The following is a 14,078-nucleotide window of genomic DNA, read 5'->3' as shown; positions in this document are numbered from 1 at the left end:
CGACCGAACCGATCCTCGGCTGACGGGCGAACCGGGACGGAGAAATCTGCAGGAATTTCCGTTAAAGTCAAACAGCCGGCTCGGGAAGGGAGCGTATGAGCAGTGAACAGGAGCAGGAGTCGATCCGTTGTCTGGTCGCCAAGGTCGGTCTCGACGGGCACGACCGCGGGGCACACGTCATCGCGCGCGCGTTCCGCGACGCCGGGTTCGAGGTCATCTACTCGGGGCTGCACAAAGCCCCCGAGGAGATCGTCCAGGCGGCCGTCCAGGAGGACGTCGACGTCCTGGGGATCTCGATCCTCTCGGGCGCCCACGACACGCTCGTCCCGAAGATCATGAGCGGCCTCGAGGAGTACGACGCCAAAGACGACACCCTCGTTCTCGTCGGCGGCGTCATCCCCGAGGAGGACCGCCCCGAACTCGAGGCCGAGGGCGTGTCGGCCATCTTCGGTCCCGGGACGTCGATCGAGGAGACGATCGAGTTCGTCCGCGAGAACGCTCCCGACCGATGAACGCCGACGACGAGACGCTGCTGGCGGAGCTCCTCGAGGGCAAACACCGCGCGCTGGCCCGGACGATCTCGAAGATCGAGAACCGCGCGCCGGGCTACCGGGAGCTGATCTCCGAGCTGTACGCCCAAACGGGCGAAGCCGAGGTGATCGGGATCACGGGCAGCCCCGGCGCGGGGAAGTCGACGCTGGTCGACAAGCTCGCCGAGACCTACCGCGAGCGCGGCGAGACCGTCGGCGTCATCGCGATCGACCCCTCCTCGCCGTTCACGGGGGGTGCAGTGCTCGGCGACCGAATCCGGATGGCCTCGACGGTCGGCGATATGGACGTCTTCGTGCGCTCGATGAGCGCCCGTGGGACGCTGGGCGGGCTCTCGACCGCCACCGCCGATGCGGTGAAGGCGATGGACGCCTTTGGGAAGGACAAGATCATCATCGAGACCGTCGGCGCCGGACAGAACGAGATCGACATCGTCCGTACCGCCGATACCGTCGCCGTGCTCGTCCCGCCGGGGTCGGGCGACGACGTCCAGACGCTCAAGGCGGGCATCCTCGAGATCGCGGACGTCTTCGTGGTCAACAAGGCGGACCGTCGGGGCTCCGATCGAACGGTCCAGGAGCTCCGGGAGATGATCGAACTCGACTCCGGGGGCGGCTTCGGCGGCGGCGGCCACCACGGTGCGGACGCCGCCGACGCCCACGGCGGCTCCGCAGTCGCGACGCAGAACGAACACGAGGAGCGTGCGACGTGGACGACGCCCATCGTCGAGACGGTCGCCACCGATGGCACCGGCGTCGACGAGTTCATCGACGAGCTCGCGGCCCACCGGGAGTACCTCGTCGACTCCGGCGCCCGTGCGGAGAAGGCCCGCCAGCGTTCGGCCGAGGAGATCCGAACCCTGCTGCGCGAGGACGTCCACGCTATGCTCGAGGACGAACTCGAGCGCGCGGGCGGGATCGACGACCTCGCCGCTTCGGTCGCCGCGGGCGAGACTGACCCCTACACCGTCGCCGACGAGGTGCTCTCGCCGGTCGAAGACTGCCTCGCGGAGCTCGAAACCCGCGACCCGTAGCTGTGCCAACCGCAGGCCTAAGGTAATCGCCGCGGTACGAGTTGGTATGCGAGTCCGAACAGTTCTGGGAGGTATCGTCGGAACGGTCGGGGCCGCCGTGCTCGGCAACCGACTTCTGAAGCGTCGTGCCAGCGAGTTCGAGCACCGACTGCCCGGCCTCGAGCGAACGTACCGCTGGCGGGGGATGGAGGTGAGCTACACCGTCGCCGGCGATCCGAACGACGACGATCTACTGCTCCTCCACGGGATCCACGCCGGCGCCAGCAACTACGAGTTCGAACCCGTCATCGAGCTGCTGGCCGAGAACTACCGCGTCGTCGCCGTCGATCTGCCCGGGTTCGGGCGCTCGGAGCGACCGCCACTTGTCTACTCCGCGGGGCTGTACGCCGAGTTTATCCGCGACTTCGCGGCCGACGTCACCGACGAACCGATCGTCATCGCGTCCTCGATGACCGGGGCGTTCGCCGTCGACGCGGCCGAGGACGGCGAGTTCGAGCACCTGGTGTTGATCGGCCCGACCGGCGACACTGGCGACGGCCGCCCGTGGCTGCGAACCCTGATCCGCTCGCCCGTCGTCGGCACGACGCTGTTCAACCTGCTCGCGAGCAAACCCTCGATCCGGTACTTCTACGACCGCGACGGCTACTACAACCCGGAGCGGATCGACGACGAGGAAGTCGAGTACGCCTGGACGAGCGCCCACCAGCCCGGCGCCCGGTACGCCCCCGCTTCGTTCGCCGCGGGAACGCTCGATCCCGACTTCGATCTCCAGACTGAACTCGCGGCCCTCGAGACGCCGACTACGCTCGTCTGGGGCCGGGACGCCGAACTCGTCCCGCTCCGGGAGGGACGGACCCTCGCCGACGCGGCCGACCGCGACCTCGTCGTCATCGACTACGCGACACAGCTCCCCCACGCCGAACACCCCGAGAAGTTCGTCGAATACCTGACCACGGAGCTGCTCGAGGGCGACCTGAGCGTCGACTCCGGGGCCAGCTCGGACTCCGGCATCGGCTCCGACTCCGATCTCGAGGCCTGACGAACGACCGACTCGAGCGCTCGCTGCTGTCGGGTTCACGACGAGAGAGAAACCGTGCGACTCGAGGCGAGAAGAACTTAGTACAGCGGTTCCGGTTCCGTCGGCGGCGTCCGCTTGTGAGCGCTTTCCTCGTGGAACTCCTGGATACGCTCGACTGCCTCGATCGAGGTGTCGGTCAGTCGGGCCGTCACCGACGCGGGGAGGTTGCCGTCGACGTAGAACGCGAGAACGGCGTCGAGCGTGTCGTAGCTCATCCCCATCTCCTCCTCGTCGGTACCGTAGTCGACCATTCCGCCGGTCGGCGTCTTCTGGACGACCGACTCGTCGACGCCCAGGTGGGCCGCGACCTGGCGGACCTGCTGTTTGTAGAGGTTGGCAAGCGGGTTGCAGTCGACGCCGCCGTCGCCGTACTTCGTCACGTAGCCGGTCGCGAGCTCGGCGCGGTTCCCGGTGCCGAGCACGATCCGGTTCTCGCGGTTGGCCAGCAGGTAGATGAGCGTCATCCGGACGCGAGCGCTTGTGTTGCCGACGTAGCGTCCCTCCCACTCGTCCTCGGAGGGGTTCTCGGTCTTGGCGTCGCCCTGGGCCAGGACCTCCTCCATGATCGAGTCGATGCCGATCACGTCGTACTCGATCCCCAGTTCTTCGGCGACGCGTTCGGCGTCGCTCATGTTCTCGTCCTCGTTTACCTCCTTGGGGAGGAGCACGCCGTGGACGTTCTCCGCACCGAGTGCCTCGACGGCGAGGTAGGCGGTCGCCGTACTATCGATGCCGCCCGAAAGCGCGATCTCCGCACCGTCCGCGCCCATCGCATCGACGCGTTCCCGAACGAAGTCGGTCAGGTGATCGACCTGCGCTTCTATCTCGTCTTCGGAAAATCGAAGGTCTACGGGGCTGATCTCCTCTTGTGTCTGCTCGTAGAGGGTGTCCATTGTGAGTACTGGATAACCGGGCGTCTGACTGAAAAGCCATACGCTTTCGTTATCAGATCAGGCCCTGATCTTCCCGATTTCGGGTGAACTATCATCTTCGATCTCGGCCTCGAGACCCTGCTCGCGGAGCTCCCGTAACGCTCCGTCGACGGCGCCCGTCGGAACGGGAACGGACGCCAGCGTGAGTCCCCGGTCAGTCGCCTCCTCGACGAGAAAACACTCGAGATCGAGTTCGTCACACGCCTCGCGGACGTCTCCGCGCTGAACCTCGTCGAGTTCAGCTACAGGGGATGCACGTCCAGAAACTCCCACGACTCACCTGCGAAGGATAGTAACGGTTCTGGGTTTTCCGAACCCGCCCGTCAGGCCGGGCTGAACCCGAGGACGCGCTCGCCGGTCGTCTCGGAGACCGTGATCTCGAGTTCGACCTCGAGGCCGGTCTCGACGGTCTCGAGGTCCGCGCCGACGACCTGGCCGGTCAGTCGCACGGGACCGAACGCGGCGACGGCCGTCGCGTAGGGGGCGTCCTCCTCGAAGGCGGGGGTCGGGACGTGGGTGACGGTGAACGTCTCGATCTCGCCGCTGTCGGGTAGCACGGTCTCCTCGAGGTCGGTCGCGCCACAGTCCGGACAGACCCGGCGGGGCGGCAGCGAGGCGTGACCCTCCGGACACTCGAGGCAGTAGGCTTTGCCCTCTTCGGCGGCGTCGAGCCACTCGTCGAAGCCGGCGTCCTGGACGTCGTCGTCGCTCATCGGTCGCTCACCTCCAGCACGTGAACGGTCGCGCTGGCGACGGTACCACCCGCGTTGTGTGCGACGCCGGTCGTCGCGTCGTCGACGAACTCGCTGTTGGGGTGGTCACCCGCCAGCAGGTCGGCGAGCTCGGCGATCTGGGAGACGCCGGTCGCCCCGACGGGGTGGCCCTTCGCTTTCAGCCCGCCCGAGAGGTTGATCGGCGTCTCGCCGTCGGCCGTCGTCCGCTCGTCGCGGGCGGCCGAGATCCCCTCGCCGATCGGCTCGAGGTCGAGCGCCTCGATCGCTAGCACCTCGGCGATGGTAAAGCAGTCGTGGACCTCGGCGACGTCGACGTCGGCCGCGTCGATCCCCGCGTCGGTGTAGGCTTCCTCGCCGGCCTCGCGGGCGGCAGGCGAGCGCGCGAGGTACTCCCGGTCGTGCAGGGCCATGCGGTCGCCGCCCTGTCCCGTACCCGAGATCGAGACCGGCGCGTCGAGGTCGTGTTCCTCGGCGTACTCCTCGCTGACCAGCACGGTCGCGGCGGCGCCGTCGGAGATCGGACAGGAGTCGTACAGTCCGAGCGGCTCCGAAACTGGGGGCGCCTCGAGGACGTCCTCGATCTCGATCGCGCTCTGGTACTGGGCCTTCTCGTTGGTCAGGGCGTTCTCGTGGTTCTTCATCGCGACGTGGGCCAGGTCCTCGTGCTCCCCGCCGTACTCGTCGAAGTACGCCTGTGCCATCAGGGCGTAGGCGCCGGGGAAGGTCATCCCCGCACGGACCTCCCAGAGGTCGTCGGCCGCGATCGCAAGCGCCTCCGTCGCGCCCGCGGTGCCGAGGTTGGTCATCCGCTCGGCGCCCCCGACGAGGACGACGTCGTCCTCGCCGTTGCGGATCCGGAAGACGGCGTCGCGGACGGCGGCCCCGCTCGAGGCGCACGCCGACTCGTAGCGGGTCGCCGGCGCCTGGATCCCCGCGGCCTCGGCCATCAGGGGGCCGTGGTGGCCCTGGTGTTCCGACAGCTCGCCCATGAAGTTTCCGTACAACAGTGCGTCGACGTCTCCTCTCGGGACGCCGCTTTCTTCGAAGGCGGTAACGGTCGCCTCCGCGAAGAGGTCCCGGCTCGTCCGCTCGGGACTGTGACCGAACGCGGTCAGCCCGGAACCTGCGACACGTACGTCAGACATACGCATCCCTTGTGGACCGACCCGTTAATACCCCGCGGTTAATATCTCAACATCGGCAGTATTGGCCGCTCAGGCTGTGAATTAACTCTTCCTCGAGTTCAACTCCGTATCGGGCACCGATCGGTTTCCACGCGCTTATCACCGGTTCGTCCGCACGTTCGGGCATGGAATCCCCTCCGTTCGACAGCGAACTTCTCGAGGAGCTGACCGAGACCAGCGGGGTCCCCGGCTACGAGGACCGCGTCCGCGAACTCGTCGTCGAGGAACTCGAGGACAGCGTCGACCGCGTTCGAACCGACGCGATGGGCAACGTCGTGGGAACGCTCGAGGGCGAGTCGGAGTACTCCGTGGCCGTCGCCGCACACATGGACGAGATCGGCTTCATGGTCCGCAACGTCCGCGGCGAGGACGACGGGTTCGGCTTCGTCGAACTCGACGCGCTGGGCGGGTGGGACGCGCGCGTCCTGAAGGCCCAGCGGGTGACGATCCACACCGAGGACGGCGACCTACCGGGGGTCATCGGTTCGCCCCCGCCCCACACTTTGGACGACGAAGAGCGAGAGAAGAAGGCCAAGGTCGAGGACGTCGACGTCGACGTCGGCCTCCCCTACGAGGAGGCCGACGAGCGGATCTCGCCGGGCGATCTCGTCACGATGGACCAGACCACCGAACGCGTCGGTGAGACGATCACGGGGAAGGCCCTGGACGACCGGGTCTGTCTGTTCGCGATGCTCGAGGCCGCCCGCCGGCTCGAGGCGCCCGACGCCACGATCCACTTCTGTGCGACCGTCCAGGAGGAGGTCGGGCTCCGGGGTGCGAACGCGCTAGGCGTCGACGTCGATCCCGACCTCGCGGTCGCGCTCGACGTCACCGTCGCCAACGACCTCCCCGGGTTCGACGACGGCGACCACGTCACCGAACTCGGCGGGGGGACCGCGATCAAGCTCAAGGACTCGAGCGTCATCACGAACCCGAAGGTCCACCGTCGGATGCAGGCCGTCGCCGACGAGCGGGGGATCGACTTCCAGCTCGAGATCCTGCCCGCGGGCGGGACCGACACCGCCGGCTTCCAGAACACCGCGGGCGCGAAGCCCGTCGGCGCGATCTCGATCCCGACGCGGTACCTCCACACCGTCACCGAGACCGCCCACGTCGACGATATCGCGGCGACGATCGACCTGCTCGAGGCGTTCCTCGAGAGCGAGGACGGCGACCACGAGTACACGCTCTGAGAGCGACGAGTGGTGCCCGGTTCGAGCGACCTCACGCCATCAGTTAATACGTTGATGTGAAAATTGTAGCGAAAGTACTCGGCGTACTCATATCAATTCAATAACCTTTTGTATGTCGTCGACGTTGACTGTCTCGTGGATCGAAGAAACGTGCTACTTGGTGGATCAGTGGTGCTGACCAGCGTTCTGGCGGGCTGTGCCAGCGACGACGACAACGGTGACGACGAGTATCAGGACGGTGATGGAAACGGTGATGAGGAGAACGGCGGCGACGGAAACGGTGGCGACGAGAACGGTGACGATGACGACGAGACCGACGACGGTGGTGAGGAGGAACTCGACGAGGAGGACGTCGAGGGCCGCGATGAGGGCGAGGACGTCCTCGAGTTCGGCGACCTCGAGATCCTCGAGCACGAGCTCGTGATCGAGGAAGACGAGTTCAGCGACGATATCGAGGTCGAGGGTATTATCGAGAACACCGGAGACGAGCAGTTCGACTACGTCGAAGTCGGCGTTCGGATCTACGATCCGGACGGCCACCAGCTCGACCGGTACATGACCAACACCCAGGACCTCGACGGCGACCAGACCTGGGCGTTCGAGATCATGATTCTGGAGGACGCCGAGGACGTCGACGACTACGACATCGGGGTCAGCGGCAGTCAGTACTGACGTCGATCGGGTACACCGACGGCGTCGCTTTTTTGCAGGCGTCCACCGGAGAAGCCGCGGGATTTCGCGGAACGAACTTGCACTCTCCCGACCGCTCTCAGTCCGGAAGCTGCGCGAGCGAAAACCAGAACGTCTGGATCAGTTCGACCCGTTCGACGAGTTCGTCGGGATCGACGGGTTTCGTCAGGTAGGCGTTGGCGCCGGCCGCGTAGGCCCGCTGGATGTCGTCGTCGTCGTTCGAGCTCGAGAGGACGATGATCGGAATTCTGCTGTGGTCCGGATCCGACTTCACCTCGGTGAGCACCTCGTGGCCGTCCGTGTGCGGAAGGTTCAGATCGAGCAGGATCAGGTCGGGCTGGGGTGCATCGGCGTACTCGTCGCGCTGGTAGACGAACTCGACTGCCTCGTCGCCGTTGGTGACGACGTGAAGCTGGTGTGGGATATCGGTGACCGCCAGCGCTTCCTGGAGCAGGCGGACGTCACCGGGGTTGTCCTCGACGAGGAGGATCTCTGCCTCCTCGGATCGGGGTTCCGCGGGGGGAGTGCGCCTCGAGACCTCGTCGTCGGTCATCGCTCCTCGAGCGTGAACCGTGCGCTTGCGGTGTCCGTCGAGAGGCTATCGATCGCAGAGGAGCGTACGTCCGTCGCCGACCGGCGTGTGCTCGAGCGTCCCATACAGAGTGACAGACTACCGACCCCCGAGAGAATACGGACTACCTATGTAACGCCTTTATATACCCAGTGGGTTCCGTCGCCGTCGGAACGAACGAGTCGGCTCGCGCCTGCATACGAGCCGGAGCGGTTCCTCGGCGGTCGGGGACCGATAACAGCGACAGTTCGGAGTAACAGTCGGTTACGGCATCTCGTGGACCGTCAGCTCGACGTCCCGGTACTGGCCCTCGATATCGGCGACCAGCCGTTCGACGACGGTTTCGGCCTCGTTCAGGAGCTTGGGCTCGGCCTTTCGGACGACCCAGTCCAGCGAGACGAACCGGGGCAGTGAGAGGGCGCTCTCGTCGGCCGAGTACGGATCGTAAGTTGCGTCGAAGTAGATCCGACTCGCCGTCTCGATGCCCGCGGGCGCGGCGTCGGGTTCCGGTTCGACGCGCCACTCGCCGCTGGCGTCGACGTCGTTGAGCAGGTGCCACTCGAGCGATCGGGGGGCGTCGATCGCGGTCACCTTCGATCGGGCGGTGTAGTTGAGTTTCCACCAGGCGACCCGGAGGTCGTAGACCGAGCCGACGTCGCCGTTTCCGCGAACGCGCACCTCCTCGAGATGTTCCGTGTACCGCGGATAGTCGACGAACGACTGAACGTACGGGAACACCTCCTCTGGCGGGCGGTACGCGACCGTACTGAGCAGGATCCTGTCCACGACCCATATAAGACGGTCGCCGATAGTAAGGATTCCCATTCGGAGAGTGACGTCCTCCCACGACTGAAGTCGTGGGCTTCCGCTATATTTGTGTCACGCGTCGCGACGGAACGAACACCGACGGTTCGCGCTCGAGGACGCACCTGGTTGGGAATCTTCTATACGGCGGGCCGTCAACGGCCACGTATGCGAGATGTCTGTATCGTCGGTGGAGGCGTCGCCGGCCTCGCCGCGTCGATCTTCACTGCGCGCGCGGGACTGGACACGCTGGTCGTCGACGGGGGCGAGTCGATCCTCGCGCGCAACGCCAGCCTCGAGAACTACCCCGGCTTTCCGGACGGGATCGACGCCCGTCGGTACCTCCAGCTGACCCGTGACCAGGCCAAAACCGCCGGCGTGACGTTCGAACTCGGCACGGTGACGAGCGTCGAGCCCGTCGATAGCGCCGCCGCATCGGAGCCCCGAGAACTCGGGGAACCCGCCGCCGAGACCGACCTCGAGGACGGGTTCGTCCTCGAGACCGACGGGGGTGACCCGCTCGAGGCTCGGCGGGTGATCGCGGCCTCCTGGCCGGACAGCGACTACCTCGTGCCGCTGGACGTCGGCCGGCTCCAGCGCGGGAACAAACACTTCGTCAGCGTCGACGATGGCGGCCGGACCGCCGTCGACGGCGTCTACGCCGCGGGCCGGATCGCCGACGAGCCCCACCAGGCGATCGTCGCCGCAGGTCACGGCGCGAAGGTCGGCTTCGCGGTGATCCACGACGCCGACGTCAACTACTACCAGGACTGGGTCGTCCCGGAGGGGTACTTCACCGGCCGCGGCCGCGAGGTACCCCCGGCGTGTGAGGAGATCGACGACGAGGAGCGCCGACGGCGAGACGAACGCGCCCGCGAAACGATGGTCGAGGCGCTCTCGGAACCGCTCGAGGAGCGACCGACGATGCACCCGAGCGTCGAGCGTGACCGGGAATGAACCGCACCCGCCGGATGCCGGCCGCCGCAGCGGCCCTCGGTCCGGAAATTGAGAACAGCCCGCTGCCGATCGTCCGGACGGAGCGACGATGAGCGAACGCCTCGACGGCGAGTCGGTTCGGCTCCGAACGAGCGCCGAGCGGGAGAGCCTCGGCGCGGCTACCGGCTACGCGCGTGCGAACGATCTCAGCGTTCCGGCCGAGGCGGCGTACCTCGAGGCGCTTCCAGGGGCCCGCCGAGAGATCCTCCGCCGCTTCGTTCGGGGACTGCTTCGCGGCCGGCCGGCGGGCCTCCCCGACTTCAGGTTCGTCGACCCGGCAGATCCAACCGTTCCGGACGAGCCGGCTCCGCTCGAGGGTCTCGAGGCGACCGAACTCCGGTCGCTCGTCGATCCGCTACCCGAGTGGTGGTGTCGGCTCGCGCTGATACCGTTGCCGGCCTCCGAAACGGTGCTGGTGGCTCCGATCGCGGCGAGACACGGCTACGACCGCTTTCGGTTCGCCGGACCGATGCGCCGGTCGCCCGAGTCGGCGGGATTCGATGGCGGACGTCGAGGGCTCGAGCATCCGGTCGACCTCGTTCCGCTGCTCGAGCGCGAGGGGGCGTTCAGCGACGCCGAGCAGGCCGAGCGGATCCGCCTCGAGGTTTCCGAGAGCGTCGCTAACCTCGCGTTAGCGCGGCTGGCGAGGCCCGTCCACGCGCGAGCCGTCGAGACGGCCGTCGCCGCGAGCGAGTCGATCCTCGAGGCCGTCGCGACGGGCGTCCCGAGTGCCGACGCCGCGACCGCCTTCGAACGGATCGTCACCGACGGCCACCCGTTCCACCCCGCCGGAAAGATCCGTCGGGGCATGAACGCCGCCGACGGCCTCGCGTACGCGCCCGAGTTCACCGATCGGGTCGATCTCCGGTTCGTCGCCGTCGACCGGGAGTACGCCCTCGAGACACGAGCAGAAGCGGCCGAGGACGGACGGCTGACCGATCGCCTGTACGCGACGTTCGAGGGCCTCGAGGGCGCACTCGAGCGAGCGATCCCCGCGGGTCGCGCGAGGGAGTCGTACGCGGTCGTCCCCGTCCACCCGCTGCAGTACCACCGAACGATTCCCGAACGGTACGCGGACGGGATCGAGGACGGACGGGTCGTTCCGATCGCCGACTACGCGGTACCGGTGACGCCACAGCTCAACCTCCGGACCGTCGTTCCCTACGAAACCGAGCGGACCGCCGACGGTCCGCTCCCACATCTCAAGCTCGCGATTCCGGTTCAGACGACCAACGTCGTGCGGACGCTGTCGCCCCACGCCGTCTCGAACGGGCCGCAGGTAACCGACGTCGTCCGGGAGATCGAGCGGCGAGAGGACCTCGATCGACTGGGGCTGCTCGCCGAGCCGGCCGCAACCTGTTACTATCCGCCGGGCGGTCCCCACCCCGAGGGCGAGGCGTTCGACGACGCCCGTCACCTCTCGGGGCTGCTGCGGGAGAACCCGGCCGAGCATCCGCTCGTCCCCGAAGACGGCGTTCCGGTGGTCGCCTCGAGCCTGGTCGCCGACGCGCCGACGACCGGGCGCCCGCTCGTCTGCGAGCTGATCGAGCGCTACGGCGATCGAACGGGGGCGTCGACGGCCGGTGAGGCGGCGCTGTTGTTCCTCGAGCGCTACGCCGCCGTCGTCGTCCCCGAGCAGCTGGCCCTGCTGAGCGAGTACGGGGTCGCCCTCGAGAGCCACCTCCAGAACAGTCTGATCGTCCTCGAGGACGCCGAGCCCGTCGCGACGCTGGTTCGCGATCTCGGCGGGATCCGCGTCCACCGGGATCGGCTCGCCGAGCGCGGCCTCTCGCTCGATCCTTACCCGGATTCGGACCTCGAGGCCGACGACGCCGTGGACTGTTACCGGAAGCTGCACTACGCGCTGTTCCAGAACCACCTCGCGGAGCTGGTCGCGACGGTCGCCGACGAGTTCCCGGTCGACGAGCGGGTCTGCTGGGAGCGGATCGCGGATCGCTGCGAGCGCGCGTTCGAGGCGATCCGAGCCGAGGGGTCGGTTCCCGCGGACCGCCTCGAGCGCGACGAACGCGCGCTGTTCGCGGCGTCGACGCCCCACAAGGCCCTGACCGCGATGCGCCTGCGGGGCAAGCGCCACGAGTACGTGACCAGCGAGGTCGCGAACCCGCTCTCGGCGCGCGGACGGGATCTGATCGACCCGTAAGGTCGCGGTCCTCGCTACGCTTAACACGTCCCGAGCGAGAGTAGGGGACGAATGCTCGAGGGAGTCAACGTCGCGCTCGGAGTGACGGGGTCGATCGCGGCCGTGAAGACGGTCGAGTTGGCCCACGAGCTGCGACGCCACGGCGCAGCGGTGCGAGGGGTGATGACTGGGAGTGCACGGGGGATCATCCACCCCTGGGCCGTCGAGTTCGCGACCGAGAACGACGTCGTCACTGAAATCACGGGTAGCGTCGAGCACGTCGAGCTCTGCGGGTACGACGGCTGGGCCGACGTGTTCCTGATCGCGCCCGCGACGGCGAACACCGTCGGCAAGATCGCGGGTGCGGTCGACGACACGCCCGTAACCACGACCGCGACGACGGCGCTCGGCGCCGACACGCCGGTCGTGATCGCCCCCGCGATGCACGAGCCGATGTACGACCATCCCGGCGTGCTCGAGGCGATCGAAACGGTCGAGGACTGGGGTGTCGAGTTCGTCGATCCCCGAATCGAGGAAGGGAAAGCCAAGATCGCCAGCGAGGCGGCGATCGTCGCGAGCGTCGCCCGCGCGGTCGACGACCGCCCGCTCGAGGGGCGTCACGTCGTCGTCACCAGCGGCGCGACGAGCGAGTCGATCGATCCCGTTCGCGTGCTGACGAACCGGTCGTCGGGGAAGACGGGCCGGGCCGTCGCCAGAGCCTGTGCGGTTCGGGGCGCCGACGTGACGCTAGTCCACGGCGTCGTCGGCCCGCACTCGCTCGAGGCGGGCGGCGGGTCGGAGTGGGAGTCGATCCCTGGCGTCGAGGTCGAACGGGTCGAGAGCGCCGCGGAGATGCTCGCGGCAACGGCCGACGCCTGCGACGACGCCGACGCGCTGGCGTCGGTCGCCGCCATCGGCGACTACACCCTCGAGTCCAGTCCGGAGAAGATCCGCTCCGGTCAGGAGCTCTCCCTGGAGCTCGAGCCGACGCCGAAGCTCATCGACGAGATCCGCGAGGCCCATCCCGACCTGGCGATCGTCGGCTTCAAGACCGAGACCTCGGGGGACGACGAGGCGATGGTCGAGCGGGCCAGGGAGACCCTCGAGCGAACGGCTCTCGAGTTCGTCGTCGCCAACGACGCAAGCGTCATGGGATCGGATCGGACGCGCGCGCTGCTGGTACGGGAGGAGGGGACGTCGTCGTACACGGGCTCGAAAACGGGGCTCTCCCTCGAGGTCGCCGACTCGCTGGCGGCGGTCCTCGAGACGTAGGGCCGGCGACACGTCGGGGTTCCGAGATCGCGCTCCGACGGCCGTGTGGCTCGCTCACAGCGCTCGATGCCGGTGATAGAGCCGCAATACGGACGATTCGGCGCGGACGGCTCCGGCGTGTATCGTCAACTTTTACTCGCCTACCGTCCGACCCACGACATGGACCAGCTGAAGCGGTCGCTCCTCGAGGCGCCGATCATCGAGAAAGACGGCTACCACTACTTCGTCCACCCGATCAGTGACGGCGTCCCGAAGCTCGACCCCGGCCTGCTGCGGGAGATCGTCATCCGCATCATCCGGAAGGCCGATCTCGAGGACGTCGACCGGATCGTCACGCCCGCGGCGATGGGGATCCATATCTCCACCGCGGTGTCGCTGATGACCGACATCCCGCTGACCGTCATCCGGAAACGGCAGTACGGGCTCGACGATGAGGTCGCGATCTTCCAGGAGACGGGCTACTCCGAGAACGAGATGTACATCAACGACGTTCGCGAGGGCGAACGGGTGCTCGTCCTCGACGACGTCCTCTCGACGGGCGGGACGCTGGCGGCGGTGCTCGAGGCGCTCGACGAGATCGGTGCGGAGGTCATCGACACGGTTGCAGTGATCAAGAAGGCCGGCGGCGAGAACAAGGTCGCGGACGCCGGCTACGACGCCAAGACGCTGATCAACGTCGACGTCGTCGACGGCGAGGTCGTCATCGTCGACGAAGAGGGCGATTGAGTTACACGTTAGTTTCTAGACGATTGAAACTCTAGGATAGTTTTCTATTCCTTTAACAGGCAACCGGATCTTTCCAACGATCGTCCCGTACTGGTGATCCTACTGGACGTCCATCCGCCAGAGTAACGCCGAATTAGACGGGGTAAGTGTTGCGCCGTCCTGAAGCAATACATATA

Annotated in this window: 15 protein-coding genes; 9 read left to right on the top strand and 6 right to left on the bottom strand. The window is 67.2% G+C overall.

Annotated elements, in window-relative coordinates:
* Positions 1-95 precede the first annotated feature (95 nt).
* From QA609_RS01550 to QA609_RS01540, 3 genes are read left to right on the top strand one after another with little or no spacing between them, the layout of a single operon-like run.
* Positions 96-512 carry a cobalamin B12-binding domain-containing protein gene (locus tag QA609_RS01550; RefSeq protein ID WP_278291383.1) on the top strand — a complete coding sequence of 139 codons (417 nt, stop codon included), beginning with the start codon at positions 96-98 and terminating at the stop codon, positions 510-512.
* On the top strand, positions 509-1,582 hold the full coding sequence (gene meaB, locus QA609_RS01545; protein ID WP_278300816.1) for a methylmalonyl Co-A mutase-associated GTPase MeaB: 1,074 nt from the start codon (positions 509-511) through the stop codon (positions 1,580-1,582). The genes QA609_RS01550 and meaB overlap by 4 nt, the downstream gene beginning before the upstream one ends.
* Positions 1,583-1,628: 46 nt before the next feature.
* A complete protein-coding gene (locus tag QA609_RS01540; protein WP_278300815.1) occupies positions 1,629-2,621 on the top strand; it encodes an alpha/beta fold hydrolase in 993 nt (330 codons plus the stop codon).
* A gap of 77 nt (positions 2,622-2,698) precedes the next feature.
* Here the strand turns inward: QA609_RS01540 and QA609_RS01535 are convergent, their stop codons facing one another.
* Genes QA609_RS01535 through QA609_RS01520 form a run of 4 tightly spaced genes read right to left on the bottom strand, consistent with a single transcriptional unit; the run spans position 2,699 to position 5,471 of the window.
* A complete protein-coding gene (locus QA609_RS01535; RefSeq protein ID WP_278300814.1) occupies positions 2,699-3,553 on the bottom strand; it encodes an NAD+ synthase in 855 nt (284 codons plus the stop codon).
* A 57-nt stretch (positions 3,554-3,610) separates the two neighbouring features.
* On the bottom strand, positions 3,611-3,865 hold the full coding sequence (locus tag QA609_RS01530; RefSeq protein WP_278300813.1) for a hypothetical protein: 255 nt from the start codon (positions 3,863-3,865) through the stop codon (positions 3,611-3,613).
* Positions 3,866-3,915: 50 nt separating this feature from the next.
* Positions 3,916-4,305: a Zn-ribbon domain-containing OB-fold protein gene (locus QA609_RS01525; protein ID WP_278300812.1), complete on the bottom strand. Its 390-nt coding sequence runs from the start codon at positions 4,303-4,305 to the stop codon at positions 3,916-3,918.
* Positions 4,302-5,471, bottom strand: coding sequence for a thiolase domain-containing protein (locus QA609_RS01520; protein ID WP_278300811.1), 1,170 nt, complete (start codon positions 5,469-5,471; stop codon positions 4,302-4,304). The genes QA609_RS01525 and QA609_RS01520 overlap by 4 nt, the downstream gene beginning before the upstream one ends.
* A 164-nt stretch (positions 5,472-5,635) precedes the next feature.
* Between QA609_RS01520 and QA609_RS01515 the strand changes: the two genes are divergently transcribed.
* Together QA609_RS01515 and QA609_RS01510 are read left to right on the top strand one after the other, a co-directional pair.
* Positions 5,636-6,703, top strand: a complete 1,068-nt coding sequence (locus QA609_RS01515) for a M42 family metallopeptidase (protein WP_278300810.1) — start codon at positions 5,636-5,638, stop codon at positions 6,701-6,703.
* 135 nt (positions 6,704-6,838) lie between these two features.
* Positions 6,839-7,375 carry an FxLYD domain-containing protein gene (locus QA609_RS01510; protein WP_278300809.1) on the top strand — a complete coding sequence of 179 codons (537 nt, stop codon included), beginning with the start codon at positions 6,839-6,841 and terminating at the stop codon, positions 7,373-7,375.
* 97 nt (positions 7,376-7,472) lie between these two features.
* On the opposite strand, the gene QA609_RS01505 is transcribed toward QA609_RS01510, so the two are convergent.
* Together QA609_RS01505 and QA609_RS01500 are read right to left on the bottom strand one after the other, a co-directional pair.
* The gene (locus QA609_RS01505; protein WP_278300808.1) at positions 7,473-7,946 is read right to left on the bottom strand and encodes a response regulator; all 474 of its coding nucleotides are present in this window, start codon (positions 7,944-7,946) and stop codon (positions 7,473-7,475) included.
* Positions 7,947-8,228: 282 nt separating this feature from the next.
* Positions 8,229-8,750, bottom strand: a complete 522-nt coding sequence (locus QA609_RS01500) for an SRPBCC family protein (RefSeq protein ID WP_278300889.1) — start codon at positions 8,748-8,750, stop codon at positions 8,229-8,231.
* Between the two features lie 186 nt (positions 8,751-8,936).
* On the opposite strand from QA609_RS01500, the gene QA609_RS01495 reads away from it, so the two are divergent.
* From QA609_RS01495 to hpt, 4 genes are all read left to right on the top strand, one after another.
* Positions 8,937-9,725 (top strand): NAD(P)/FAD-dependent oxidoreductase, encoded by a 789-nt coding sequence (locus tag QA609_RS01495; protein ID WP_278300807.1) that lies wholly within the window; start codon positions 8,937-8,939, stop codon positions 9,723-9,725.
* Positions 9,726-9,813: 88 nt separating this feature from the next.
* Positions 9,814-11,925 (top strand): IucA/IucC family protein, encoded by a 2,112-nt coding sequence (locus QA609_RS01490; protein WP_278300806.1) that lies wholly within the window; start codon positions 9,814-9,816, stop codon positions 11,923-11,925.
* A gap of 51 nt (positions 11,926-11,976) precedes the next feature.
* Positions 11,977-13,176, top strand: coding sequence for a bifunctional phosphopantothenoylcysteine decarboxylase/phosphopantothenate--cysteine ligase CoaBC (gene coaBC / locus QA609_RS01485; RefSeq protein ID WP_278300805.1), 1,200 nt, complete (start codon positions 11,977-11,979; stop codon positions 13,174-13,176).
* 159 nt (positions 13,177-13,335) lie between these two features.
* Positions 13,336-13,902 carry a hypoxanthine/guanine phosphoribosyltransferase gene (hpt, locus tag QA609_RS01480; protein WP_278300804.1) on the top strand — a complete coding sequence of 189 codons (567 nt, stop codon included), beginning with the start codon at positions 13,336-13,338 and terminating at the stop codon, positions 13,900-13,902.
* Positions 13,903-14,078 lie beyond the last annotated feature (176 nt).

It is taken from the genome of Natronococcus sp. A-GB7, from assembly GCF_029688865.1.
Lineage (GTDB): Archaea > Halobacteriota > Halobacteria > Halobacteriales > Natrialbaceae > Natronococcus.
The sequence above is the reverse complement of the archived record's forward strand: the minus strand, read 5'-3'. Positions and strand labels throughout refer to the sequence as shown.

Excerpts from the sequence above, each read along its gene's own strand:
- QA609_RS01550 (WP_278291383.1), top strand. The coding sequence starts at position 96 with ATGAGCAGTGAACAGGAGCAGGAGTCGATCCGTTGTCTGGTCGCCAAG.
- meaB (WP_278300816.1), top strand. The coding sequence starts at position 509 with ATGAACGCCGACGACGAGACGCTGCTGGCGGAGCTCCTCGAGGGCAAA.
- QA609_RS01540 (WP_278300815.1), top strand. The coding sequence starts at position 1,629 with ATGCGAGTCCGAACAGTTCTGGGAGGTATCGTCGGAACGGTCGGGGCC.
- QA609_RS01535 (WP_278300814.1), bottom strand. The coding sequence starts at position 3,553 with ATGGACACCCTCTACGAGCAGACACAAGAGGAGATCAGCCCCGTAGAC.
- QA609_RS01525 (WP_278300812.1), bottom strand. The coding sequence starts at position 4,305 with ATGAGCGACGACGACGTCCAGGACGCCGGCTTCGACGAGTGGCTCGAC.
- QA609_RS01520 (WP_278300811.1), bottom strand. The coding sequence starts at position 5,471 with ATGTCTGACGTACGTGTCGCAGGTTCCGGGCTGACCGCGTTCGGTCAC.
- QA609_RS01515 (WP_278300810.1), top strand. The coding sequence starts at position 5,636 with ATGGAATCCCCTCCGTTCGACAGCGAACTTCTCGAGGAGCTGACCGAG.
- QA609_RS01505 (WP_278300808.1), bottom strand. The coding sequence starts at position 7,946 with ATGACCGACGACGAGGTCTCGAGGCGCACTCCCCCCGCGGAACCCCGA.
- QA609_RS01495 (WP_278300807.1), top strand. The coding sequence starts at position 8,937 with ATGCGAGATGTCTGTATCGTCGGTGGAGGCGTCGCCGGCCTCGCCGCG.
- QA609_RS01490 (WP_278300806.1), top strand. The coding sequence starts at position 9,814 with ATGAGCGAACGCCTCGACGGCGAGTCGGTTCGGCTCCGAACGAGCGCC.
- coaBC (WP_278300805.1), top strand. The coding sequence starts at position 11,977 with ATGCTCGAGGGAGTCAACGTCGCGCTCGGAGTGACGGGGTCGATCGCG.
- hpt (WP_278300804.1), top strand. The coding sequence starts at position 13,336 with ATGGACCAGCTGAAGCGGTCGCTCCTCGAGGCGCCGATCATCGAGAAA.